The sequence below is a fragment of the Stagnihabitans tardus genome, from assembly GCF_009925085.1.
GTDB classification, from domain to species: Bacteria; Pseudomonadota; Alphaproteobacteria; order Rhodobacterales; family Rhodobacteraceae; genus Stagnihabitans; species Stagnihabitans tardus.
Genome location: NZ_JAABNR010000003.1, coordinates 177,480 through 201,566, shown reverse-complemented (window position 1 = coordinate 201,566; position 24,087 = coordinate 177,480). Strand labels below are relative to the sequence as shown.

Genomic DNA, 24,087 nt, shown 5'->3' with positions numbered 1-24,087 from the left:
AGGCCCGGGGCACTGCGCATCAAGGGCCGAGGGTCGGGCGCCTTTTCGGCCTTTCGGTCTGGCGGCGGAAGGGTTGCAGGAGCAGCCGGTCGATCCACTGCTCGCGGGGGGCACGGAATTCGGTCAAACCGGTCTCCATCTGTGACCCCAGGCGCGCGGCGGGGCGGTAAGTGCCGAAGATCCGGTCCCACCACGGCAGGTTGAAGCCATAATTCGAATTGGTCTCGACCGGATCGGTCGAATGGTGGACCCGGTGCATGTCCGGCGTGACGATCAACCGCCGCAACAGGGGCTCCAGCCGGGGCGGCAACGAGACATTGCCGTGGTTGAACAGCGCCGTGGCGTTCAGGATCACCTCGAACACCAGGACCGCGACCGGGGGCAGGCCAAGCAGGGCGACCACGGCGAGCTTGATCGCCATCGACAGGACGATTTCGACCGGATGAAAGCGCAGCGCGGTCGTGGTGTCGAAATCGGGGTCGGCGTGGTGCATCCGGTGCAGGCGCCACAACAGGGGCACGGCATGGAAGACCCGGTGCTGAAAATAGATCGCAAGGTCCAGAAGCAGCAGGCCAAGCGGAACCGCGACCCAGCCCGGCAGCGACAAGAGGCCGAAGAGCCCGCCGCCCTCGATCCGCGTGGCCAGTCCGACGGCCAACAGGGGAAAGGCCAGGCGCAGGATCGCGGTATCCACGATCACCAGCCCAAGGTTGTTGGTCCAGCGGATCACCCGAGGGACCTCTTGCCGTCGCACCGGGCTGGCAAGCTCCCAGGCCATCATCGCGGCAAGGACGCCGAGGAAGGCCGCCACCCTCAGCGCCGGTTCGTGGTCCAGAAGAAAAGTCGTCATGGCGTCCTCGGGGGATTGGTGGCCGGAGCCGTCCGGCGCCCCTAGTGGTAGTCGTAAAGCTTCAGGCTGCGCTGCAGGACCTCGTCAAGCTTCTCGATCGTGTCGGGGCGCAGCTTGCGGCGGTGGTCACCGGGGGTCACCGAGCGGATGAAGCGGTTCTTGTCCTCGGCGGTGGGCACGACATCGACCTGGGCCAGCAGGGCCTCGGTCGCGGCCTTGGGCATCGGCAGGGACAGGTGCTCGGCGATCTTGGCGATCAGGCGCTTCTTCTGGAAGACATGTTCTTCATAGCGCAGCTTCAGCGTCAGGGGCGAGCGCAGGACCTCGGCATAGCCCATGAAGGCCTCGTCCATCGACCGCGCCTCTTTCAGGACAAAGTCGTTGATGTCGGTGGCCAGGGTCCGCTCGCGCTTGGCGATGAAATGGCGACGGGCGGCCTGGGCCTGTTCGCTGTCTCCCTCCGGCAGGGAATGGGAATAGGCGTCCGAGAAATACTGGCTGACCAGCGCGTCGCGGGGGTCGCGGAACATGAAGACCCGGCGCGAGCGGGCGAAGAGCGGCGCGCTGGCAAAGGCGGGCGGGCAGTTGCGGAAGCCGATATACATGTTGCCGGGGCGCAGGATGGCCGAAAGGTCGTCGTTGTGCCAGGCATCCAGCGGCACGCCGGCGTTGAAGAAGGTGCCGGGCAGGTCGACGTAATTGACGCCGTTCCGTTCGGCGATGAACTTCAGCATCTGGTTCAGCAGGCTCGACCCGCTCTTGCGCAGGCCAAGGACGAAGCGGGCCGGGCCGGGCTCGTCAGAGAGGCGGAAGCTGACGCCCTTGAACTGGATTTCGCGGGTCGGGCGGGCATCGGTCATGGGTCAAACCTCGTTGGCGGCGGCCAGCATGTCGGTAAAGACCTGCGGCGGCAAGAGCTGGCCCAGGAAAAGCGCCCAGACCCGCCACTCCTCGCGGAAGTTGCGCCAGAAGGTGATGTCCCAGGGCTTGGGGCGGTCAAGATAGTGCAGGAGGATGCCGTCCTGGACCTGGCCGTTCTGGGGCCGGAAGGGGCGCAGGAAGAAGTTCCATTGCGGCGGCAGATCGGCGGCGCGGAAGGCGATGTTCAGCGCGCATTGGTCGTGGAAGATCAGCCGGTCGGGCTCTTTCTCTGACAGCTCGATGGCCCGGGCGAGGCCGGGGCCCAGCCTGGGATGGGTGAAATCCATCGCCAGCACGCCCGAGTTGAAATAGCGCGCCGGGTCGATGTTGTTCCTTGTGGCGGCGGCCCGGACCTCGGGGCCCTCTTCCTCGACCCGCGCGGCCAGGGGGGCGCCGCCCAGGTCCAGCGTCACCAGCGGCGTCAGGTCGCCCCGGCAGATGATGTCAGTGTCGACGTAAAGCGCCCGCGAGAAGCGGTTCAGCGCCATCAGCCAGCGCGCGGCGTAAAGCCGGTAATAGGCGGCCCGCGACAGGCCGGTGCCCGCCGCAAAGAAGCCAAGCTCGACCTTCAGCGCCACGCCTTCGGTCACGAAATCGGCCTCGGAGACGATCGTGACCTCGCGGCCGAACCGCTGGGCCAGGGTCTGGATCGCGGGGGGCCAGTCGGGCGGCACGTCGGAGTCCAGAAAGACATAGACCGGGGCGTCGCTTTGGACCGGTTGACCGAAGACCGAGGCCAGGCAGGTCAGAAGCGACAGGAAATAGCGCCGGTCGGCGCAAAGATAGATCACCCCGCCGGAGTCAGGCGCCTTTGCCCCCGAGAGCCAGCGCAGGGCATCGGTCACCGGCGCCTGACCCTTGGCCGAGGCGATCAGGTCGCGGTCCAGCCGAACCAGGTCGATGAAGTGGTCGTGATCCGGACCCATCGGCGCGGCCAGGGCCAGGACGCGGTCATGCAGCCCCGCCTTGCGCAGCGCCCGCATGGCATGAAACACCGTCTCGCCAAAGCCATGGCCCTGGGCCAGGTGCGACAGGATCACCGCCCCGGCCTCGTCCCAGGCCTTGACCTCGGACAGGAGCCGCAGCGCGATGATGCCATCGGCATTGTCCAGACGCATCCCGGCCAGTTTTTCGCGGTAAAGCGCCAGGGCCTCGGCGAGATGGCCCGAAAGGAACAGCATCTCGAGCCGCCGCGAGGCCAGGTTCAGCTTGGCGGCGACGGGCTGCGTCTCGGCCTCGGTCAAGAGCGCGGCCAGGTCCGAAAGCTGGCGGCGCTGAAGATACATGTGGATGCGGGCTTGCAGGGCAAAGGGGTTCTCGGCCGCAGTGGGGGCAAGGGCCGCATGCAGCAGCGCTTCGGCCTCGGCCTCTCCGGGCTCGGGCTGCATCCCGGGCCGCACGAGCTTGTAGGCCGCCTCGCACAGGACGCTGGTCTCGACCCCGTGCAGGTCCGCCCGGCGCAGCGCCAGGGTCAGCCCGGCATGATCGCGCTGCAAGGCCGCCAGCCGGATGCGGATGCTGTCCAGGGCGGGCGAGGCGTGATCCTGCAACCCCTCCACCATCTGCGCCGCGCCCTCGGGGTCCTGGGCCTCGAGCAAGAGCCCGGCGGCAGCTGTCTGAAGCGCGGGCTCGCCGCGCAGCCCGTGCAAAAGCGCCGAGGCCCCCCGGTGGTCGTTCTGCATCAGGGCCAGCCGGGCCAGGGCGATCCGGGCCCAGCCCCGGGGGCCGATGTCGCGCAGCGCCCCGGCGAAGCGCTCGGCCGCCGCCAGGTCGCGCGCATCGAGCGCAGCCTCCAGCCGCCGCAGGTTGGCCAGTTCGGGGAAAAGCCGCAGGGCATCGGCCAGGATCGCCTCGCCTTCGGGCGTCTCGTTCAGACTGGGCGGAAAGGTCCGCAGAAAGTCCTCGTACCGGTCGGGGCCATGCGGGTTGTCGCCCAGCATCCGGGCCGTCACGGTCGGATTGGGCAGGGTCTGGCCACGATGGGCCAGGTAATGCGCCAGGGGCCGTTGCGGGCTGAGCGGGGCCTGGGTCCGGCGATACCAGGTCGGGTCGAAATGCGGCGTGACGCGGATGTCCGGCCGGCGCAGATAGTGCAAAAGGCGCGGCTCGCCATGGGGCAGGCCCATCTGGGTGGCATAGGCTTCGGGGTCGAAGCAAAGGTTCGGCCGCCGCCCCTCGGCCTCTCCGGTTTGGATATAGTGCAAGAGCGGCGGGCGGTGATACTGGGTGTCGGCGCCATATTGGCGGATATACCAGTCATGGTCGAACAGGCCCGATTCCTCGATTTCGTGCCAGGCCCTCACGGTCTTGAATTCAGGCCGCATCTCGCCATCGGTCTTGGCATCGACAAGGGCAAGGACCGCGGCGGCGGTCGGCGGCAGGGGGAGGTAGGGCAGGCAGAGGCCCTCGTTCGCCGTGCGCAGCTCGACCGGGGCCTCGGGGGTCTGCGCGACGATGCGGGCCAGGGCAGGGCGGTCAAGACGGCTCCAGCCCAGGAGATAGCCGCACCAGGTCTTGCGACCAAGCGCGCGGTCGATCCCGGGACGGTCCAGGATGGCGACGGTCTGGCCCAGGCGCTCACCGGCACACCAGGCCTCCAGCCGCTGCGCCACGCCGGGCGCCGAAGGCAGGACAAGCCAGCCGCGCAACCCCGCGCCTTCGTCGATATAGTCGCAGACCCCGGCGAAGGCATCGGGGTCGGCAATCTCCGGAGAGATCAGGTGATCGGCAGGCGGAAGGGTCGGAAGCTGCACCTTGGGCTACCTGTTCTGGGCCGTCTCACTCGGGGCCTATGCTACCCACGCCCCGGTGGAGGAGCAATAGACCCCAGGTTGCAAGGTTACCTGCGACCGTGGATGGCAAAATCCAGCAGGTCGAAAGGCAAAAGCTCGCCATCGGTCGACAGCACCAGGCGCACCCGGGTCAGGCGGCGCAGGACCTCGGGGTCGATCTGGCGCAGCGCCAGGACGAGGTTCATCGTGCTGCCCGCATCGGTGCCGCGCAGGGTGCCGACATCGACGGTCACATTCTCACCCCCGCCGTCCAGCATGAACTGCGCGTAAAGGTTGCGCGGCCGGGCCAGGGCATAGCGCAGCGTCCAGTCCATCGAGATGTATTCGGTGAGCGGCGCATCGGGCAGGACCATCTCGTAGGTGAACCAGGGCTGCCGCCGCCCCTGGGGTTTCAGCGCGATGGCGCGGGTCGTGACGCCCTTGCGGCTGCGCACCGGGTGACAGGAGAGGTCGCAGACCACGCCCGCATTCTCGGGCGAGCCGAATTGCAGGAAACCGGCGTAAAGCTCGTAGCGCTGCAAGAGCGCGGTTTCGTCCGGGCCGTTCTGGCACAGCTCGACCCAGGGCGCGGGGGTCAGGTCGACGCGCTCCATCTCGGCATCGCCGGCGGAAAGCGGTGCGATATGGGCGGGCGGCGGGATATCGGCGTCGGAGCCGACCGTGCGGGTCGCTCCCACGCGGTCGATGGCCTGGGCCAGGGCTTCGGTCGCGGCCAGCCAGTGGCGGTTGGCCATGGTCGCCGTGGCGGTGTCCGACAGGCGGCGCAGGCGGGCAGGGTCGCTCGCAAGCGACTCCAGCGCGGACAGGCAGCCCTCGACCGCCTCTTCCAGCGGCAAGAGACAGCCGGTCACGTCATCGACCACGACTTCGCTTACCGCGCCGACATCGGTCGCAATCGGCACCACGCCCTGGCGCATCGCCTCCAGCACGGTCAGGGGCAGGCCCTCGAATTCCGAGAGCAGGACAAGGACATCGGCCTCGGCAAAGGCGGCGGTCAGCTCTTCGGGCGTGGTCAGGGCCGGTTCCAGCACCGCCAGGACCGAAGGCGGCACCGGAGGCGCGCCGTCGGTCAGGATGGCGCGGCCGATGACGCGCCAGTCGATGGGCAGATGGGCAGAGCGGGCGATGACCTCTCCCAGGCGCTCCAGCCCCTTTTGCGCATCGAGGCGGCCAAGAAACATGGCCCGCAACCGCCCCGGCTGACGCGCGGACCGCTCTGCGATCAGCGCCGAAAGCCGGTCGGGGGCGATGTCGAAGCTGGGCGCATTGGGCGCCGGGGTGATCTTGTCCTCTGGGATGCCCATGGCATGGAGCCAATCGCCCAGCGCCAGGGAGCAGGGCGCGAAAAGGTCGAAGGCATGTTCATAGGCCAAGGTCAGGAAGGGATTGCCCGAGGGCCGCCCCATCGGCGACAGGTCGGCCAGGTGCAAAGAGGTGACCGTGACGGCGCCCAGCTTCTTGAGCTGGCTCATCACCGCGACGGCGGCGCCGGAATGAAGATCGACCACCGCATCCAGCCAATGAAGAAGCGCGATCAGGCGGGGATGGTTGCCCGAACTCGCCCAGCGCGGGATCTCGTTGCCGAAATAGCTGCGGTCGCCGCCGCCCCAGGGCGAGAACTCGGGGTCGCCGAGGAAGGTGACGCTGGCGATCGTGTCGCGCCATTCCTGGCTGACGGCGGCCTCACGGCTGCCCAGGATGAAGAGGTGCAGGGTCCAGCCCCGCGCCGCAAAGGCCCGGGCGAAGTTCAGCGCGACCTTTTCGACCCCGCCGAATTCCAGGATGGACAGGATCAGCCCCATGTGCCGCCCCGTGCCGCGCAGCATCGGCAGGTTGGGCTGCTGGCCCAGCCTTTGGCGCAGGATCATGTGCGACCCCGCCCGGCGGCGCAGGTCGGGCTGGCGCCAGTCGCGCAGGGAAAGCGCTCCGGCGGCCCAGTGGGACTGGCGCATTCCGTCGAGGAAGGCCAGAAGCGCCGCCGCCATGCCGCCCTCGCCCAGGGCGAAGATCGGCAGGCTGGGCGGCAGGGTCACCTGGGCCAGGGCCACGCGCGGCTGCGGCGCGGCCGAGATCAGCGACTTCATCCACGAGCCCTGGGCATCCCCCGCCGCCGCCATGAAAAGGTCGGTCGTCAGCATCAGCATTGCGGCCTCGTCCGGGCTGCGGCTGGCCTCGGGCAGGATGTGCAGGCCCATGCGGTCGCTTGGCGCATGAACCGCCAGGAGCCCCGCCAGGTGGACCTGGTCGACCATGGTTTCAAGCTGCCACAAGAGCCCATGCAGCATCCCCGCCGCCTGGGCCTCGGCCAGGGTCTCGGACCGGGTCACGACAGTCAGGGGCGGCAAGTGATGGCGTCCCGGGGCCGAGCGCGCGCGCCAGAGCCGCTGGGAATAGTCCTCGGGCGTCAGGACCTCTGACTCGGCCAGGGGATCGGTGGTCAGCCAGACCTCGTCCAGATCGACAAGAAAGAAGGCATAGCGCGGCGCCTCTTCCTGCTCCAGCTCCAGCATGGCACGGGGGGAAAACAGCGCCCGGTGCTTGGCGCGCATCCGGGCCAGGATCGGCTCGCGTTCGCGCTCGCTGTCGGCCAGCATCGATTCGGGGCGCTTGCGGTAGAGGAAGCCGAAGCCCTCGATGTTCTTGCCGCGGAAGCCCGCCTCGACGCAGGAGAGGAAGAAATCCCAATCCTCGAACCCCGCCTTGAAGGTCACGTCGAACATGACCCCGGCCTCGAAGACCTCGCGGCGGATCAGTGACCCCGCCTCGCAGGTGTTCATCGCGGTGTGCAGCAGGACGGAATAGGGGCCGGAGTAGTCATGGCCCGAAGACAGGCCCACCATGTCGATGTCGGGATAGATCCAGCCTGCCTCGGGGTCCTCGTCCAGGGCCGCCATGGCCCGGGCCATGGAATCGGGGCGCAAGGCGTTGTCGGCGTCCAGCATGTAGATCGCCCGGACCGAGGGCAGGTGGTCCAGCGCGTAAAGGATGCCATGGTTGCGTGCCGAGGAAAGCCCGCCGTTCTGTTTTTTCAGATAGGTGATCCGGTCGGGATGGGCGCGGGCAAAGGCGCGGCAGGTCTCGTCCGTCTCGGGATGGGGGCAGCCGTCGTTGACGATCAGGATGCGGATGCCGAAGGGCGCGCGTTGCGCGAGGGCGCTTTCGACCGCCTCGATCAGCAGGACCGAGTGCCGGAAGACCGGGATGACGATGGCAATGCTGGGCGCCTCAGTCATCGCGGCCCGTCAGGCTGGCAAAGGCCTCGATCCGCTCGAAGACGACGACGGCGGGATGTTCGGCCGCTTCGGGCACGCGGGCCATCAGGACCAGGTCCTGTGCGACCTCAAGCCGGGGGAGGGTGACATGAAGCTGATCCGGTTCCGCCGGGGTGACCACCTGCCAGCTCTGCGGGTCGGGCTCCTGACCCGGAGCCGCCACGGCATAGGTCAGCTCGGCCTGGGCGCCGATGCCCTCGACCGAGACCATGCCTTGCAGCCGCACCATGCCCGGACGCGCCAGGCCGGGCAGGCGCAGGCCCAGGGTCTGGCCAGGCTCGGGGCGCATGACGACGCCGCCCGCCCAATCGAGGAACTCGATCCGCTCGGGGTCGGCCGCCAGGGTCGCCGCCTCGCCCAGCGCCGCAAGACCGATCAGCCAGCGACCCCGGGTCGGGCCCGCGCTGGGCGGCAGGGAGTCGGGCGACAGGGGGGCATTGGTGCCGGGAATGAACTTCCACAGCTTCAGGGCCAGGGTCGGCCCGCCCTGGCATTGAAAGCGCGGATCGGGGTGATCGAGGGAAAGGCCAAGCGAAAGCGGCGACGGACCGGACCAGGTCAGACGCAGAACCGGGGTCTGGGCATCGGTCGACAGGGCGCGCGGCAGGGCCAGCCGCAGCCAGCCCGCGCCGGGGTCACTGACCACCCAGGTCGCGACGGTCACGGCGGTCTCCATCAGGTCCAGCGCGACGGTCAACTGGCCCTGGGCCGGGGCCGCGACCCACAGCGCCAGGTCAGACAGGCCGACACTGTCGGTCGGCAGGCGCTGCTCGGCCTCGGACAGGGCCAGCGTGGCGCCATCGGCCCGCGCGGCCAGGTTCAGGACCTGGTTGCGTTCGCATTTCGCGGTCTGCCAGACAAAAGCCTCGAGCCGCTCGAAATGCTGGAGGCTGGTTTCCGTCAACTGCCGCATCTGCGCCAGCTCGCGCATCTGCTTGACCACGCGGCCTTGCGACTGCACCAGGGCCGCGGCCATCAGGGAAAACAGCGCGGCGGGCGCCTCTGCCGGGGTCACATCGCGGCGCAGGCCCTGAAGCGTGCGGCCCGTCTCGGCCAGGTGAAGCTCGAGCCGGTCCAGGAGAGCCGCGCCCTTCGGCGAAAGGCTGAGGGCAGCGACAAGGCGGGGATGCAGGGTGTCGATGCCCAGCTCGACGCCGTCCAGCCGCAGGGTCAGGTCGTCCTCGACCACGGCGACCGGCATGGGCCAAGCGGCGGCCTGCAGGTCACATGATGCCACGAGGCACAAAGGTGTCCATGGGTCAGTCATACCGATCTCCTGCTTGGTCGGCGCCTTGATGGCACAGGGCAGCCAAGGCGTCCAGACTTTGACCGCGCAAAGCGTGAACGGAGCGGCCCGGGGATTCCCTTTATGCCCGTTTCGCGTCAGATATGTGCCAAAGCTCAAGCGGAGAAGAAAATGAAACAGCCGCGCGCATGGCAAAGGATGCTCTCGGGGCGGCGGTTGGACCTTCTGGACCCGACCCCGGTCGATATCGAGATCGAGGACATCGCCCATGGCCTGGCCTTTGTCGCGCGCTGGAACGGGCAGACCTTTGGCGACTGGCCCTATTCGGTGGCGGAGCATTCCCTGCTGGTCGAAGAGATCTTTGCCCGCACCGAGGCCGATCCGCGCTGGCGGCTGGCGGCCCTGCTGCATGACGCGCCGGAATATGTGATCGGCGACATGATCAGCCCGGTCAAGGCGGCGGTGGGGCCTGGTTATGCAGAGCTGGATGCAAGGCTGACGGCGGCGGTCCATATCCGCTTTGGTCTGCCTGCGGTGCTGCCGGTCGCGGTGAAAAAGGCGATCAAGGCGGCGGACAAGGTCTCGGCCTGGTTGGAGGCCATTCAGATCGCGGGCTTCCGCGAGGATGAGGCGGATCGGTTCTTCGGGCGCCCGCCCGAGGCGCTGCGGGGCATCGCCCTAAGACTAAGGCCGCCCGCGGAGGTGCGGACGGCCTATGTGAAGCGGCACTTGGCCTTGATGGACGGTCTTTGATCAGCGACCACGCTTGTGCGCTTTCGGCTGGGGGCCCATCAGGGTCAGGGTCATCAGGGCGTCTGCAATCAGGTTCAACATTTTCTTCTCCTCTCGGGTCTTCCGATGCTAGGGATATAGGCGCAATGCTTGGATTTCCCAAGTCAGGGAATCTTTCGACATGTAAGCTGAGCTAACAGATTACGGATTTGTAAACATGATCGACTGGCGCAGTTTCCCCTCCCTGACCGCTCTGCGCGCCTTCGAGGCGGCGGCGCGGCTGCAAAGCTTCACCCTTGCTGCGCGCGAGCTGAACGTGACCCATGCCGCCGTGGCGCAACAGGTGCGCGGGCTGGAGGATCACCTGGGCCGCGAGTTGCTTTACCGCGAGGGCCGGGGCATGGCGCTGACGCCCGAGGGGGCCAAATTGGCGGCGGCCTTGGTCGAGGGCTTTCGGGGCATCGGCCAGGCCCTGGCCGAGGTCAAGGGCGGCGGGCCCGGGGCCGCGCTAAGGGTGACCTTGACGGCGGCCTTTGCGGCGAATTGGCTGATGCCGAAACTCGGGGGATTTTGGAAAAGCCATCCCGATATCGAACTCTCGCTGAACCCGGAAAAGCGCGTCGTCGATCTGCGGCGCGAGGGCATCGACCTGGGCATCCGCTTTGGCAATGGCAAGTGGCCGGGGCTGGATGTCGAATTCCTGACCGCTGCCGATTACGTCATCGTGGCGGCTCCGGAATTGCTGGCGGGACGGGTTGATTTGTCGAATGCGGAAATGTCGGACATGCCCTGGATCATGGCCGAGGACTGGCCGGAGACTCAGACCTGGCTCAAGGGCTTTGGCCTGAAACCCGATGCGATGAATATCACCGATGTGCCGACCGAAGACCTGGCGCTTTCCGCCGCCCGCGCGGGGCTTGGCCTATATGTCGAGGCCGAGGCCCTGGTCGAACATGACGTCGAGAACGGCACGCTGCAAATCGTGGGGCGGCTGAAGGATGACAGCCTGGCCTATTACATGGTCACCCGCCCCGGGCCGAAACGCCCGGAGCTGAAGGCTTTCATCCGCTGGCTGAAGGCGGCGGTCTAGACCAGAAGGTCTTCGCGCTTCTTGCCGGCGGCCATGGCCTCGATGAACCAGCGCGGCTTGCGGCCCCGGCCCGACCAGGTGTCGGACTTGTTGGCCGGATTGGCATAGGTCACCGCCGAGGGCGCCCTTTTGCGGGTCGTGGTCAAAGCGGTCAGCTCTTCGAGCTGAAACCCATCCGCCCGCGCCAATTCGCGCAGCTTGGCGAGGGTTTCAAGTTTCTTGCGGTCCTCGAAAGAGGCAATCGCCTTGGCGACCTGGGCCTGCAGGTCTTTCAGTTCTTTCAGAGTCATCGAATTGAGATCGGCCATTCCCAGGTCCTTTCATGGTTGGGTCATGCCGGTGTTAAGAATATTGACTTGGGATGACAAGTCCAAACTTCATTTCGGGCTGCGCTTGGCCAATATGCGCTGCAAGGTGCGGCGATGCATCGAAAGCCGCCGCGCGGTTTCGGAAACATTGCGGTCGCACATTTCATAGACGCGCTGGATATGTTCCCAGCGCACGCGGTCGGCGGACATGAGGTTTTCGGGCGGGGCGGGCAGATCCTCGCCCTCTTCCAGAAGCGCCTTGGTGATGTCATTGGCATCGGCGGGCTTCGACAGGTAATCGATCGCCCCGATCTTGACCGCCGCCACCGCCGTCGCAATCGCGCCATAGCCGGTCAGCACGATCACCCGGCAATCGGGGCGCTGTTCGTGCAGGGTCTGGACCACGTCCAGCCCATTGCCATCGGCCAGCCGCAGATCGACCACCGCAAAGGCCGGAGGCCGCGCCAGGGCCATGGACTTGCCCTCGGCCACGCTGAGCGCGGTCTGCGACTGGAATCCGCGCTTGTCCATCGCCTTGGCCAGGCGCCGCACGAAAGCCTCGTCGTCATCCACCAGAAGCAGACTGCGATCCGGCCCGATGTCTTTCAGCTCTTCGGTCATGCGCCCCTCCCAAGGTCTGGGGCAGGCTAACCTAGGCGGCGCCCAGATAACAAGGCGCGGATTGCGCGATTTCCTCGGCGGTATTCTCGCGCTGGAAGACCGCGACGACCTGGCCACCCGGCTTGGCCAGGTAGGTCATCGTGGTGTGGTTGACCGCGTAAAACCCGCTGGGATCGGTCTTGTAGGCGGCCAATTCCTCCGGGTTGATCTCGAAATAGACGCGCCAGGCCTTGGTGGCGGCGGCCACCTCTGCCTCGGTGCCGGTATAGGTGCGGACATGGTCGAAGGCCGCCTGGTAGTCGGCCAGGACCTCGGGCGTGTCGCGGGTCGGGTCGACCGAGATGAAAACCGGGGTCAGCGTGATGCCCTTCTCGGCCAGGAGCCGCGCCACCTCGTCATTGCGGGCATTGTCGATCGGGCAGACATCGGGGCAATTGGCATAGCCGAAATAGACCAGGGAGGCGCCGGAGAGGATCTCTTTCTCGGTCACCGCCTTGCCCGTGGCGTCATGCAGCGCCAGGGGCCCGCCGATCTCTGCCCCCATGACCGCGCCGCCCTGGCAGGCGCCCGCGGTCTTCTGCGACAGGACGTAATAGCTGGTGGCGCCCAGCATGGCGGCCAAACCGACCGCTGCCGTGACGGCGATGACAGAGCCTATGCGCATGAGGGCCTCCAAGGCATTGATTGCGAAGCGCCTGCACCATAACAATTCCCGCAGGCAGGCGCGAGGGGGAGAGCCATGGACCAATTGCCCGGGCCCTCGGGCCGCGATTTCAGCGACGGCGAATGGGTCCGGCTGCGCACGCTGACGACGCTGCGCTGGGTGGCGATCACGGGTCAGGTCGCGGTCCTGACGGCGGCCCATACATATTACGGCCTGATCCTGCCCATCGGCCAATGCGCCCTGGCCGTGGGCGCCGCCGTGGCGTTGAACATCATCAGCACCCTGGTCTTTCCCGGCAACCGTCGCCTGGCCGATCACGAGGCCATGCTGCTTCTGCTCTTCGACCTTCTGCAACTGGTCTACCTGGTTGGCATGACCGGAGGCCTGGACAATCCCTTCCTGCTTCTGGTCATCGTCCCCGTCACGATCTCGGCCTCGGCGCTGGAGCTGAAATCGACCATCTTCCTCGGTGGGCTTGCCGTGCAATTGGTCACCGCCGTGGCCTTCGTCTACAAGCCCTTGCGCTTTGCCAGTGGCGAGATCGTGGTCCTTCCCCTGCAATTCGAGGTCGGCTTCTGGCTGGCCATCGTCTCGGGGACCGTCTTCATCGCGATCTTCTCGCGCCGGATCGCGGTCGAGATGCGGGCCATGGCCGATGCGCTCCTGGCGACGCAGATGGCGCTGTCCCGCGAACAGAAGCTGACCGACCTCGGCGGCGTGGTCGCTGCGGCGGCGCATGAGCTGGGGACTCCGCTGGCCACGATCAAGATGGTGGCCTCCGAGCTGGTCGATGACCTGACCGGTGATCAGCGCGAGGATGTGCTCTTGATCCGCGCCCAGGCCGACCGCTGCCGGGATATCCTGCGCGACATGGGTCGGGCGGGGAAGGATGACCTCCACCTGCGCCAGGCCCCCTTGATCGCCGTGGTCCGCGAGGCCGCCGATCCGCATATGGAACGCGGCAAGAGGGTCGAGATCGTCGACAACATCGGCCTGCACCTGCAACCGCGCATCCTCCGGCGGCCCGAGGTCATCCACGGCCTGCGCAACCTGATCCAGAACGCCGTGGATTTCGCCGTGGCCAAGGTCTGGGTCGACCTCGAGCACTCGCATGGGATGATCCGCGTCCGCATCGTCGATGACGGCGACGGCTTCCCCTTTCACGTCCTCTACCGCATCGGTGACCCTTTCGTGCGCACCCGTCGCGAGCCCGAGGAGGAGAAGCGGCCGGGTTACGAGGGCATGGGCCTGGGTCTTTTCATCGCCAAGACGCTGCTCGAGCGGACGGGGGCGAGCCTGACCTTCGTTAATGGCTCGGATCCCTTCTCGGGCCCCGGCATCCGGCCAGAGCGGTGCGGAGCGGTGATCGAGGTGGTCTGGGCCGAATCGGACATCCTGGCGCCGGACCACCTGGTTCTGGGCGACAATCAACCCATGCAGATCTGAAGTCGCGCATATCAAGGAAAAAAGGGAATTAATCGCTTAACCGTTCATTAACTTTGACTCCCTAGCCTCCAAGATCGGACAATCTTTCTGGGGGCGCCGGTGGACTGGCTTCTGCAAGCTGAACTTTTTCTTCTGGCCCTTGCCACGGCGGGTATCGTTCTGGGCGCCATCGCCTGGATGGAGCGGCGCCAACGCCGCGCCCCGGTTTCGGTCTTTGCCGAGGACACTTCGGCCACCGTCTTCCTGTTTGACGGAGAGGCGATGATCGACAGCACCCCGGGGGCGCGGGCGCTCCTGGCGGCGATCCCGGGGCAAGGCAGCCCCTGGGCCCGTCTCCTGACCTATCTGACCCCGCATTTCGCCGAGCTTGAGGCGCGGCTCCTGCGCCTGCCGCTGGATGGGTCGCTGACCCTGACCTCGGCGCCGGAGAAGGGCAATGCCTTGATGTTGCAGGCAGAGTTGCGTGGCGGCCTGACCCGGGTCGTGCTGACCGACCCCAGCCACCAAGTCCCCTCGGGGGGGCAGGACGTGATGGCGCTGCGCGCGATGGAGGAAGAGATCAACCTCTTGCGCGACACCGCCGCCAAGGCTCCGGTCCTGATGTGGAAAGAGCGGGCGAATGGCGATGTGATCTGGGCGAACCAGGCCTATATGCTGCGCGCCTCCGAGGTTCTGGCCGCCAACCAGGACCTGACCTGGCCCCTGCCCCGGCTTTTCTCCGAGCCCGTCAAGCGCCCGGGCCCCGCCAAGCCGAACGAAGGCAAGCGTCACACGCTGACCCTGCGCGAGGGGGGCGAGGTCTGGTATGAGGTCTCGGCGCATGAAGAGCGGGGCGAGAAGATGTTCTTCGCCACGCCGATCGACAGCCTGGTGACCTGCGAGACGGCGCTGCGCGACTTCATGATCACCCTGACCAAGACCTTTGCCCATCTGCATGTCGGCCTGGCGATCTTTGACCAGCATCGGCAACTGGTGCTCTTCAACCCCGCGCTGATGGTCCTGACCGGGCTGCCGGCCGATTTCCTGACCATGCGGCCCTCGCTTTTGTCGGTGCTGGACGGGATGCGCGACCGCAACATGATCCCCGAGCCCAAGGATTACCGCAGCTGGCGCCGTCAGCTGATGGAGATGGAGCGCGCCGCCGCCTCGGGCCTGTATGAAGAGACCTGGAGCCTGCCGGGCGGCCAGACCTACCGCGTGATCGGCCGTCCGCATCCGAATGGCGCGCTGGCGCTGTTGATCGAGGATATCTCCTCCGAGATGATCCGCACCCGCCGTTTCCGTGCCGACCTGGAGATCAGCCAGTCGGTCATGGACCAACTGGAAGAGGCGATTGCCGTCTTCTCTCCGGGCGGTCAGCTGGTGATGTCGAACGAGGCCTATGCGCGGCTTTGGGGGGTGGACCCTGCGGCCAACCTGGCCGAGGCGACGCTCCGCAGCGTCTCGGCCACCTGGCGCGACCGCTGCGCGCCCTCGCCGGTCTGGGCCGACCTGGAAGATTTCGCGGCCCAGGGCGGGGAGCGTTCGGCCTGGGGCGCGGACCTGCGGCTCCTGGACGGAAGGATGATCGCCGCCCGCTTCGTCCCCCTGGCCGGCGGCGCGACGATGACCGGTTACCGGCTCAGCGAGACGGCCTCGACCAGCCCCAAGGCGATCTTCATGAAGGACCCGGGGCGCAAGACGGCCTGAGCGGGGCCATGCGGCGCCTCCAGCCGAGAGGGTCCATTGCGCCTCGCAAAGGGCCAGGCGCAATTGACCCACCCCGGGGGAGGGACTGAGCCAGCGTCCCCCAGGTTTCTTGCCGCCGAACAGGTCTTTGAACCTGCGCAGGAAATCGTTCTCCTTCTGTCTCAGGCCGATCCGAGATCCGTGCTTTCCGGCCCCTTCCCGGACGTGTTTTCTGGCTTCCAACTCCAAACTCGGGCGAGTCATCGGTTCCTCAACGGCCTCATAAGCCTGTCAAACTCCGTCACCCCCCTGCCCCTCCCCCCTTTGCCCCGCTTGGCCCTTGGTCTAGTGTCCGCCCATGGACCAGAGCTTCGACCTTGTGGATGAAACCGACACCGCCGCCCTCGGCCGCGCCCTGGCGGGCCTCTTGGCTCCGGGGTCGGTGCTTATGCTGTCCGGCCCCATCGGCTCCGGCAAAAGCCACCTCGCCCGCGCGCTGATCCGGGCGAGGCTGGGCGAGGCTGTCGAGGTCCCCTCTCCGACCTTTACGCTCGTCCAGACCTATCCCGGCGAGCCCGAGATCTGGCACGCCGACCTCTACCGCCTGACCCATCCCGACGAGGTGCTGGAGCTGGGCCTGGAAGAGGCCTTTTCGACCGCGATTTGCCTGGTCGAATGGCCCGACCGCCTGGGGAAAGCCACCCCGCCCGGCGCCCATCACCTGACCTTCACCGCTTGCGGAGAGGGGCGGCGTCTGACGCTCTCGCCAGGGATCGAGGGTCTGCCCCAGGCCTTCCGCGACATGCAGGCCGAGGATTTCCTGACCCGCCACGGGCTGGAAAACGCCCCGCGCGAGGCCCTGGGCGGCGATGCCTCGGCGCGGCGCTATACGCGGCTGCCGGGTCTTCTCCTGATGGACGCGCCCAAGGACCAGCCCGACCGGACCGAGGATTTCACCCGCATCGCCAAGCACTTGCGCGACATCGGCCTCTCCGCGCCCCAGGTCCCCGCCGAAGACCATTCCCGCGGTTTCCTCCTGGTCGAGGACCTGGGCCCCAACCTCTATCCCCAAGCCATCGCCACCGACCCGAGCCTCGAGCGCCCGCTCTACGAGGCCGCTGTCGACGTCCTCCGCCACCTGCAATCCCACCCCGCGCCTCAGGGCCTGCCCAACCTGACAGCCGCCGATTGGGCCGAGGCGGCGGCCTTGGTGCTCGACCCTAAGACCTCCCCCCAGGCCCGCGCCGATTTCACCGGCACCCTGGCCGAGACCCTGGCCCTCGCCGATGGCCCCCGCGTGCTGATCCTGCGCGACTACCACGCCGAAAACCTGCTTTGGCTTCCACGCCAAGGCCTCGCCCGCGTCGGCCTTTTGGACTTCCAGCTCGCCCAGATGGGCCAGCCGGGCTACGACCTGATCTCCCTGACCCAGGACGCCCGCCGCGATGTCGCGCCCGAGCTCGAGGCCCATCTGATCACCCGCTTCGACCCCTCGCCCGACTTCGCCGCCGCCTGCGCCGCGCTTGGCGCCCAGCGCGCGCTGCGGATCCTCGGCATCTTCGCCAGGCTCGCGAAACAGGGCAGACCGCGCTACCTCTCGCTGATCCCAAGGGTGCAGCGCCACCTGGCCCGCAACCTGGCGCATCCGGCGCTGGCCCCCTTGAAATCCTTGTGCGACAAGCTCTTATGACCTTTCCGCTTTTCCTTTTCGCCGCCGGTTTCGGCACCCGCATGGGCGCCCTGACCGCCGACCGCCCCAAGCCGCTCGTCCAGGTCGCTGGCCAGACGCTCCTCTCCCACGCGCTGGCCCTGACCGAGACCCCGGTCGTCGGCCCCCGCTTCATCAACACCCATTACCGCGCCGAGCAGATCGTGGCCGCCCTGCCCCCCGGCGTTACCCCGGTCCACGAGCCCGTGATCCTCGAAACCGGCGGAGGCCTGAAGGCCGCCCTGCCCCAGGTCGGCGACGGCCCGGTCATGACGCTGAACACCGACGCGATCTGGACCGGCGCCAACCCGCTGGAGGAACTCGCCGAGGCCTGGAGCGACGAGATGGATGGGCTCCTCCTCCTCGCCCATCGCGACCAGGCCACGGGCCACAAGGGAGCGGGCGATTTCCTGATGCAGAACAACCGCTTGACCCGGGCGAATGGCGCGGTCGCCCCGATCTATCTCGGCGCCCAGATCCTCCGCGCCGGGCGCCTGCGCGAGATCCCCGAGACGGTGTTTTCGATGAACCGCCTCTGGGACCACCTGATCGCCGAGGGGCGGCTTTACGGTGTGCTCCACCAGGGCGGCTGGTGCGATGTGGGCCACCCGGGCGCCATCCCGCTCGCCGAGGCGATGCTGCATGGCTGAGCTCGCCTACCTCCCCCCCGGCGTCGACTTCGCCACCGAACTGGTCGAGGGCCTGCGCGCCCGCCACCCCGACCTCTCGCGCGTCACGCTTTTCGTCAACAGCCAGCGCATGGCGCGGCGCGTGACCGATCGCCTGACCCAGGGCGCGCCGAGTTTCCTGCCGCGCCTGCATGTGCTCTCCGACCTCGGCCGCCACCCGATCCTGGCCGACCTGCCCCCCGCTCCGGGTCGGCTCTCGCGGCTCCTGGACCTCTCGCGGTTGATCGAGCGCCTTTTGACCGCCCAGCCCGACCTGGCGCCAAGGGCCGCGCTCTTCGACCTGTCGCAGAGCCTCGCCGCGCTGGCCGATGAGATGTCCGACGAAGGTGTCGCGCCCGAGACCCTGGCGGGCCTCGATGTCTCGGGTCACTCGGCGCATTGGGCGCGGACCCAGGCGTTTTTGGCCATCATAGGGCCGCTTTTGCAGGGCGGCCGTGCCCGCAAGGCCGCCGACAGGCTGGCCGCGCGGCTCTCTGGCCCGGTCGTGGTGGCGGGCTCCACCGCCTCGCGCGGGGCGAACCTTCTGCTGATGCGGGCGGTGGCCGAACACCCGGAGGGCGCGCTCGTCCTGCCCGGGTTCGACCCCGACCTGCCACCCGCGGTCTGGGCGACGATGGAGGATCAGCTCTCCGCCGAGGATCACCCGCAATACCGCTACAAGCGGCTGACCGATCTCCTGGGGCTGACGCCCGCTGACCTGACCCCCTGGACCACGACGCTGCCTGAGGACCCGGATCGCAACCGGCTGATCTCGCTCTCGCTGCGGCCAGCGCCGGTGACCGACCAATGGCGGACAGAAGGAGCCTTGCTGCCCCCCCTGCCCGAGGCATCCAAGGGCCTGTCCCTGATCCATGCGCCCTCGCCCCGGACCGAGGCTTTGGCCCTGGCGCTGGCGATCCGCCAGGCGGTCGGCCAAAGGCGAAAAGTGGCTCTGATCACGCCGGATCGCAACCTGGCGCGGCGGGTGACGGCGGAGCTGGACCGCTGGGGGATCACGCCGGATGACAGCGCGGGGGTGCCGCTTGCGCTCTCGCCGCCGGGACGGCTCTTGCGGCAGGTGGCGCGGGCCTTCGAGGCTCCGGTGACGCCGGATGTGCTGGTCGCGCTGTTGAAACACCCGCTGGCCGGGAGCGGGCTGAAGCGCGGCCTCCATCTGCGCCTGACCCGCGAGCTGGAGCTTGAGCTTCGCCGCAAGGGTCCGGCCTTTCCGGATGCGGCTTTCCTGCGCGCCTGGGCGCTGGCCCGGCCCGAGGATGGCGCGGCGGAGTGGGGTCAGGCCATGGCACGCGCGCTGGACTGGCTTGGGGCGCCGGCTCCGTCCGATCTTGCGGGCCACCTCGCCCGCCACCGCGCCGCCATCGAAGCCCTGGCCTGCGAACCCAATTCCGAGCTTTGGAAGAAGGACGCTGGCATCGCCGCCCTGGACCTGATGACCACGCTTCAGGCCGAAGAGGCTGAGGGCGCCGACCTCTCCCCCAGTGACTACAGACGCCTTTTCGAGGCCGAAATCTCCGGCGGCACGGTGCGGAGCGCGGTCGTGGCCCATCCCCTGGTCTCGATCCACGGCCCGCGTGAGGCGCGGGAGGTGCAGGCCCAGGTCCTGATCCTGGCGGGGCTCAATGAGGGCATCTGGCCCGCGACGCCCTCCCCCGACCCCTGGCTGAACCGCCAGATGCGCAAGGAGGCCGGGCTTCTTCTCCCGGAACGCCAGATCGGCCTGTCGGCGCATGACTGGCAGCAGGCGGTCGCGGCGGAGGAGGTCATCCTCTCCCGCGCGCTTCGCGATGCCGAGGCGGAAACGGTTCCGGCGCGCTGGCTGAACCGGCTTTGCAACCTGATGGCGGGTCTGCCCGACCGTCAGGGCCCCGAGGCGCTCGCTGCGATGAAGACGCGCGGCGCCGCCTGGCTGGACCGCGCCGCGCGGCTGGAGGAGCCCGAGGCTCCCTTGCCGCCGGAACCCCGCCCTGCCCCCGCGCCCCCCGTGTCGGCGCGGCCTGCAAGGCTCTCGCTGACCCGGATTTCGACGCTGATCCGCGACCCCTATGCGATCTATGCGCAATATGTCCTGCGACTGCGCCCCCTGGACCCGCTGCGCCCCGAGCCTGACCCGCGCGACCGGGGCAACGCGATCCACCGTATCCTGGAGACCTTCGTGAAAGAGCGTCCCTCAGAGACGCTGACCCAGGCGAAAGCCCGGCTTTTGGCCATATCAGAGACTGTTCTGGCCGAGGAAACCCCCTTCCCCTCCGCCCGGCTTCTGTGGCTGGCGCGGATCGAGAAGGCGGCGGATCACTTCCTGTTCCAGGACCGCAAACATGGCGGCAAGGCCCAGCAGGTCGAGACCAAGGGAGAGATCGCCGTCGAAGACACGGGCTTTACCCTCTTCGGCATTCCCGACCGGATCGACGTTTTGCCGGACGGTCGCTTGCACCTGATCGACTACAAGACCGGGACTCCGCCGACCAAGAAGCAGCAGGCGGCCTTTGACCTGCAACTCCACCTCGCCGCAGCGATGGCGGAGCGGGGCGGCTTTGGCGACCCGGCGGAGGTGGGGATGATCTCTTACATCGGCCTGTCGGGCGACAAGGCCATCGACACGCCGCTGACGCCTGCCGAGATCGACGAGATTTGGGCCCGCTTCGTCAAGCTGATCAGAGCCTATCAAGGCGAAAATCAGGGCTATACCGCCCGCCGCGCGGTCTTTGACACGCGCTATCCGGGCGATTACGACCACCTTTCGCGCTTTGGGGAATGGGACATGACCGAGAAGGCCAAGACCGTGAGGCTCTCCGATGATCCCCTTTGAGGCTTTGACGGCGCAACGGCGGGCGGCGGAGCCCAAGGCCTCGACCTGGCTCTCGGCCAATGCGGGCTCGGGCAAGACGCGGGTGCTGACCGATCGGGTGGCGCGGCTCTTGCTGGGCGGGGTCTCGCCGCAGCGGATCTTGTGCCTGACCTATACCAAGGCGGCGGCGACCGAGATGCAGAACCGACTGTTCGCGCGCCTCGGCGAATGGGCGATGATGGAGGATGCGCGGCTGACCGCGGCGCTCTCTGACCTGGGCGAGACCGGGCTTGGCGCGGACACCCTGGCCCGCGCCCGCAGGCTCTTTGCCCGGGCGATCGAGACGCCGGGGGGCCTGCGGATCCAGACCATCCACTCCTTCTGTGCGTCTCTGCTCCGGCGTTTTCCGCTGGAGGCCGGGGTCTCGCCCGGTTTCGCCGAGATGGACGACCGCGCCACAAAGATGCTGCGCGCCGATATCCTGGAGGAGATGGCGACAGAGGATCCCGCCCCCCTGACCCGCGCTGCGCGCTATTTCCCGGGCGACGGCTTCCCCGATCTTCTGTCGGAAATCGCGCGGCATCCAAAGGGCTTCGACGCCAACCCCTTCCCCCCCGACAGTGCCGAGGCGCTTCTGGCGCGGGTCTTCCTGGGCGATGAGGCCGACCTTCTGGCCGCGATGATCCCGATACTCGCCACCGGCCTGAAGACCGATGTCGAGGATGCGGAAGCCCTGACGCGGCTTCTCCCCTGGGCCCCCGATCTTGCGACCCTTCAGGCGCTGGAGGACCTTTTCCTTTTCGGCGCCAAGGCGGCGGCGCCCTTTGGCGCGCGTCTTGCCAAGTTCCCGACCAAGGGCACGCAGGGCAAGCTCGGCGACCTTCTCCCCCGGCTTCACGCCCTGATGCTGCGGGTCGAGGCCGCGCGGCCGCGCAGGCTGTCGCTGTTTGCCGCCGAGAAGACGGCTGCCTTGGCGGGTCTCGCGCAGGCCTTCCTGCCGCGCTGGAATGCGCGAAAGGCGGCTTTGGGAGTTCTCGATTTCGACGACCTGATCGCCCGGGCGCGGGATTTGCTCTCGGACCCCTCGGTCGCGGCCTGGGTTTTGTTCCGGCTGGATGGTGGCATCGACCACGTGCTGGTCGATGAGGCACAGGACACCTCCCCGGATCAATGGCGCGTGGTGGAGCTTTTGACCGCCGAATTCACCGCCGGGGAGGGCACGGCTCAGGGCGGGCGGACGCTGTTTGTCGTGGGGGACAAGAAGCAGTCGATCTACTCTTTCCAGGGCGCCGATGTCGCGGCCTTTGACGAGAAACAGGCTCTGTTCCAGCGGAATTTCACAGAAGCGCGGCAGGTTTTCCAGGTCTTGCCCTTGGAGTATTCCTTCCGCTCTTCTCCTGCCATTCTGAACCTGGTCGATGCCGCGCTGGCGGGCCGCGACCCCGCCGCTCTGGGGGCAGAGGTCAGCCATCGGGCGACCAATGACACTCTGCCCGGGCGGGTCGACCTTTGGCCGCTGATCGCCGATGACGAGACGCCGGAGGATGTCCCCTTCGAGGACCCGGTCGACCTGATCCGCGACACCCATCCCGTGGCGCGGCTGGCGGCGGGCATTGCCTCCGAGATCGACGGGATGCTGAAGCGCGGGGAGCGCTTGCCGACGCGGGAGGGCTCTCGCGCCATGACGCCGGGGGATGTGCTGATCCTGGTGCAGACGCGGGGGCCGGTGTTTGACGAAGTCATCCGAGCCTGCAAGGCGCGCGGCCTGCCCATCGCGGGGGCGGATCGGCTGGAGCTGACCGAGGAGCTCGCCGTCAAGGACTTGATTGCGCTGCTGAAATTCCTCGCGACGCCGGAGGATGACCTGTCCTTGGCGGCGGTCCTGCGCTCTCCGCTTTTCGGGGTCACCGAGGCGGAGCTTTACCGGCTGACCCGGCGCCAGGGCTTCCTATGGGAGGCGATAAGGGGCCATGACAGCCCTTACGTCGCCGCGCTGCATGACCTGCGCGACCGGGTGGACTTTCTGCGGCCCTATGAGCTGTTGCAGCGCGCCCTGATCCGGCATGACGGGCGGCGGCGGTTGATCGCGCGGCTGGGGCATGAGGCGGAGGATGCGATCGACGAGCTTCTGAACCTCGCGCTGGCCTATGAGGCGGGCTCGGTGCCCTCGCTGACGGGGTTCCTCTCCTGGCTGGAGCAGGACGAGGCGCAGGTCAAGCGCCAGGCCGAGGGCGCGGGCGGGCGGATCCGGGTCATGACGGTGCATGGGTCGAAAGGGCTCGAGGCCGAGGTGGTCTTCCTGCCGCAGACCAATGACCGCAAGGGCAACGACCGGGGCGCGATGCTGCAAGACGCCGAGGGGCGGGTCTTTGCCAAGGTCGCCGCCGCCGAGGCTCCACCCGAGATTTCGGCTCTGATCCAGCGGAAACAGGCCCGCGAGGCGGAGGAGAACCTGCGGCTACTCTATGTCGCCCTCACCCGGGCGCGGTCCTGGCTGGTGGTCTGCGGCGCCGGGGAGGCGAAGACCGAGAAGGCCTGGCATGGGATCGTCGCCCAGGGCATGGCCAAGCTCGCGGCGAAAGAGATGCCCTTTGGCCTGCGCCATGAACATGGGGCCTGGCCGGAGCCTCAGGCCCCCGAAGCCGTCGCGGCTGAGACCCCGGCGCCGCTGGAGGCCTGGGTCTTTGCCCCGGCGGAAAAGATGGACCGGCCCAAGGTGACGCTCTCGCCCTCGGACCTCGGCGGGGCCAAGGCGCTGCCGGGGCTGGGGGAGGATTCTGACACCGCCAAGGCGCGCGGCACGGCTTTGCACCTGTTGCTGCAGCATCTGCCGGATCATCCGGTGGAAAGCTGGCCGCAGGTGGCAAAGGGCCTCGGCGCCGAGGCGCAGCTGGAGCGCGCCAGTGCCCTGATCCTGGACCCCGACCTCGCCCATGTCTTCGCGGGTCAGGCGGAGGTGAGCCTAAGCGCCGATTGGAACGGGCGGCGGCTCTTGGGGTCGATCGACCGGCTGGCCGGGCGGCTGATCGTCGATTTCAAGTCGAACCTGACCGTGCCGAAGCGCCCCGAGGAGGTGCCCGAAGGCATCCTGCGGCAGATGAGCGCTTATCGGCTGATGGTGGGCCAGGTGGCGGGAGAGGCCGATTGCGCCGTGCTTTGGACCGAAACCGGAGAATTGATGCAACTGCCCCGGGCCTTGGTGGACCAGGCCCTCGCCCGGGCGATCCATGACATTGCTGCAATGCCGGTAACCCAAGATGTCGTGGACCTTGACGCCCTGACCCCCGCATCTTAG

General features: G+C 67.8%; 16 protein-coding genes and 1 pseudogene. 9 read left to right on the top strand and 8 right to left on the bottom strand.

Annotated elements, in window-relative coordinates; all coding sequences use genetic code 11:
* Positions 1–19: 19 nt before the first annotated feature.
* From GV832_RS04495 to GV832_RS04475, 5 genes are all read right to left on the bottom strand, one after another.
* Positions 20–850 carry a sterol desaturase family protein gene (locus GV832_RS04495; protein WP_168773637.1) on the bottom strand — a complete coding sequence of 277 codons (831 nt, stop codon included), beginning with the start codon at positions 848–850 and terminating at the stop codon, positions 20–22.
* 41 nt (positions 851–891) lie between these two features.
* Positions 892–1,710, bottom strand: coding sequence for a sulfotransferase domain-containing protein (locus GV832_RS04490; RefSeq protein WP_168773636.1), 819 nt, complete (start codon positions 1,708–1,710; stop codon positions 892–894).
* A gap of 3 nt (positions 1,711–1,713) precedes the next feature.
* A complete protein-coding gene (locus GV832_RS22495; RefSeq protein ID WP_168773635.1) occupies positions 1,714–4,524 on the bottom strand; it encodes a glycosyltransferase family 8 protein in 2,811 nt (936 codons plus the stop codon).
* Between the two features lie 86 nt (positions 4,525–4,610).
* Positions 4,611–7,796 (bottom strand): glycosyltransferase, encoded by a 3,186-nt coding sequence (locus tag GV832_RS04480; RefSeq protein WP_168773634.1) that lies wholly within the window; start codon positions 7,794–7,796, stop codon positions 4,611–4,613.
* Entirely contained in the window at positions 7,789–9,102 is a 1,314-nt protein-coding gene (locus GV832_RS04475) for a DUF6212 domain-containing protein (RefSeq protein WP_168773633.1), read from the bottom strand. The genes GV832_RS04480 and GV832_RS04475 overlap by 8 nt, the downstream gene beginning before the upstream one ends.
* A gap of 150 nt (positions 9,103–9,252) precedes the next feature.
* Here GV832_RS04475 and GV832_RS04470 point away from each other — a divergent pair, with 150 nt between their 5' ends.
* Positions 9,253–9,834, top strand: coding sequence for an HD domain-containing protein (locus GV832_RS04470; RefSeq protein ID WP_168773632.1), 582 nt, complete (start codon positions 9,253–9,255; stop codon positions 9,832–9,834).
* Between the two features lie 196 nt (positions 9,835–10,030).
* A complete protein-coding gene (locus GV832_RS04465; RefSeq protein WP_168773631.1) occupies positions 10,031–10,903 on the top strand; it encodes a LysR family transcriptional regulator in 873 nt (290 codons plus the stop codon).
* Here the strand turns inward: GV832_RS04465 and GV832_RS04460 are convergent.
* The 3 genes from GV832_RS04460 to GV832_RS04450 form a co-directional block, all read right to left on the bottom strand.
* Complete coding sequence (locus tag GV832_RS04460) at positions 10,900–11,211, bottom strand: H-NS histone family protein (protein WP_168773630.1); 312 nt, start codon at positions 11,209–11,211, stop codon at positions 10,900–10,902. The two genes, GV832_RS04465 and GV832_RS04460, sit on opposite strands and share 4 nt — an antisense overlap.
* Positions 11,212–11,280: 69 nt before the next feature.
* Positions 11,281–11,832, bottom strand: coding sequence for an ActR/PrrA/RegA family redox response regulator transcription factor (locus GV832_RS04455; protein ID WP_168773629.1), 552 nt, complete (start codon positions 11,830–11,832; stop codon positions 11,281–11,283).
* A gap of 31 nt (positions 11,833–11,863) precedes the next feature.
* Positions 11,864–12,496, bottom strand: coding sequence for an SCO family protein (locus GV832_RS04450; RefSeq protein ID WP_168773628.1), 633 nt, complete (start codon positions 12,494–12,496; stop codon positions 11,864–11,866).
* A 75-nt stretch (positions 12,497–12,571) separates the two neighbouring features.
* On the opposite strand from GV832_RS04450, the gene regB reads away from it, so the two are divergent.
* The 7 genes and pseudogenes from regB (at position 12,572) to addA (ending at position 24,087) form a co-directional block, all read left to right on the top strand.
* Positions 12,572–13,942, top strand: a complete 1,371-nt coding sequence (regB, locus tag GV832_RS04445) for a sensor histidine kinase RegB (RefSeq protein ID WP_168773627.1) — start codon at positions 12,572–12,574, stop codon at positions 13,940–13,942.
* A 99-nt stretch (positions 13,943–14,041) separates the two neighbouring features.
* Positions 14,042–15,631: a PAS-domain containing protein gene (locus tag GV832_RS22490; protein ID WP_168773626.1), complete on the top strand. Its 1,590-nt coding sequence runs from the start codon at positions 14,042–14,044 to the stop codon at positions 15,629–15,631.
* Between the two features lie 337 nt (positions 15,632–15,968).
* A pseudogene (gene tsaE, locus GV832_RS22485) lies at positions 15,969–16,394 on the top strand (tRNA (adenosine(37)-N6)-threonylcarbamoyltransferase complex ATPase subunit type 1 TsaE); the annotation flags it as partial.
* Between the two features lie 18 nt (positions 16,395–16,412).
* Positions 16,413–17,300 (top strand): aminoglycoside phosphotransferase family protein, encoded by an 888-nt coding sequence (locus tag GV832_RS04435; RefSeq protein ID WP_354001920.1) that lies wholly within the window; start codon positions 16,413–16,415, stop codon positions 17,298–17,300.
* Positions 17,297–17,968, top strand: a complete 672-nt coding sequence (locus GV832_RS04430; RefSeq protein WP_168773624.1) for a nucleotidyltransferase family protein — start codon at positions 17,297–17,299, stop codon at positions 17,966–17,968. The genes GV832_RS04435 and GV832_RS04430 overlap by 4 nt, the downstream gene beginning before the upstream one ends.
* Positions 17,961–20,813 carry a double-strand break repair protein AddB gene (addB, locus tag GV832_RS04425; protein ID WP_168773623.1) on the top strand — a complete coding sequence of 951 codons (2,853 nt, stop codon included), beginning with the start codon at positions 17,961–17,963 and terminating at the stop codon, positions 20,811–20,813. Before GV832_RS04430 ends, addB begins: the two co-directional genes overlap by 8 nt.
* Positions 20,800–24,087 carry a double-strand break repair helicase AddA gene (gene addA / locus GV832_RS04420; RefSeq protein ID WP_168773622.1) on the top strand — a complete coding sequence of 1,096 codons (3,288 nt, stop codon included), beginning with the start codon at positions 20,800–20,802 and terminating at the stop codon, positions 24,085–24,087. The genes addB and addA overlap by 14 nt, the downstream gene beginning before the upstream one ends.

What these genes read in the sequence shown, in the direction of transcription:
- GV832_RS04495 (WP_168773637.1), bottom strand. Translation starts at nt 850, where the DNA reads ATGACGACTTTTCTTCTGGACCACGAACCGGCGCTGAGGGTGGCGGCC.
- GV832_RS04490 (WP_168773636.1), bottom strand. Translation starts at nt 1,710, where the DNA reads ATGACCGATGCCCGCCCGACCCGCGAAATCCAGTTCAAGGGCGTCAGC.
- GV832_RS04480 (WP_168773634.1), bottom strand. Translation starts at nt 7,796, where the DNA reads ATGACTGAGGCGCCCAGCATTGCCATCGTCATCCCGGTCTTCCGGCAC.
- GV832_RS04475 (WP_168773633.1), bottom strand. Translation starts at nt 9,102, where the DNA reads ATGACTGACCCATGGACACCTTTGTGCCTCGTGGCATCATGTGACCTG.
- GV832_RS04470 (WP_168773632.1), top strand. Translation starts at nt 9,253, where the DNA reads ATGAAACAGCCGCGCGCATGGCAAAGGATGCTCTCGGGGCGGCGGTTG.
- GV832_RS04465 (WP_168773631.1), top strand. Translation starts at nt 10,031, where the DNA reads ATGATCGACTGGCGCAGTTTCCCCTCCCTGACCGCTCTGCGCGCCTTC.
- GV832_RS04460 (WP_168773630.1), bottom strand. Translation starts at nt 11,211, where the DNA reads ATGGCCGATCTCAATTCGATGACTCTGAAAGAACTGAAAGACCTGCAG.
- GV832_RS04455 (WP_168773629.1), bottom strand. Translation starts at nt 11,832, where the DNA reads ATGACCGAAGAGCTGAAAGACATCGGGCCGGATCGCAGTCTGCTTCTG.
- GV832_RS04450 (WP_168773628.1), bottom strand. Translation starts at nt 12,496, where the DNA reads ATGCGCATAGGCTCTGTCATCGCCGTCACGGCAGCGGTCGGTTTGGCC.
- regB (WP_168773627.1), top strand. Translation starts at nt 12,572, where the DNA reads ATGGACCAATTGCCCGGGCCCTCGGGCCGCGATTTCAGCGACGGCGAA.
- GV832_RS04435 (WP_354001920.1), top strand. Translation starts at nt 16,413, where the DNA reads ATGCAGGCCGAGGATTTCCTGACCCGCCACGGGCTGGAAAACGCCCCG.
- GV832_RS04430 (WP_168773624.1), top strand. Translation starts at nt 17,297, where the DNA reads ATGACCTTTCCGCTTTTCCTTTTCGCCGCCGGTTTCGGCACCCGCATG.
- addB (WP_168773623.1), top strand. Translation starts at nt 17,961, where the DNA reads ATGGCTGAGCTCGCCTACCTCCCCCCCGGCGTCGACTTCGCCACCGAA.
- addA (WP_168773622.1), top strand. Translation starts at nt 20,800, where the DNA reads ATGATCCCCTTTGAGGCTTTGACGGCGCAACGGCGGGCGGCGGAGCCC.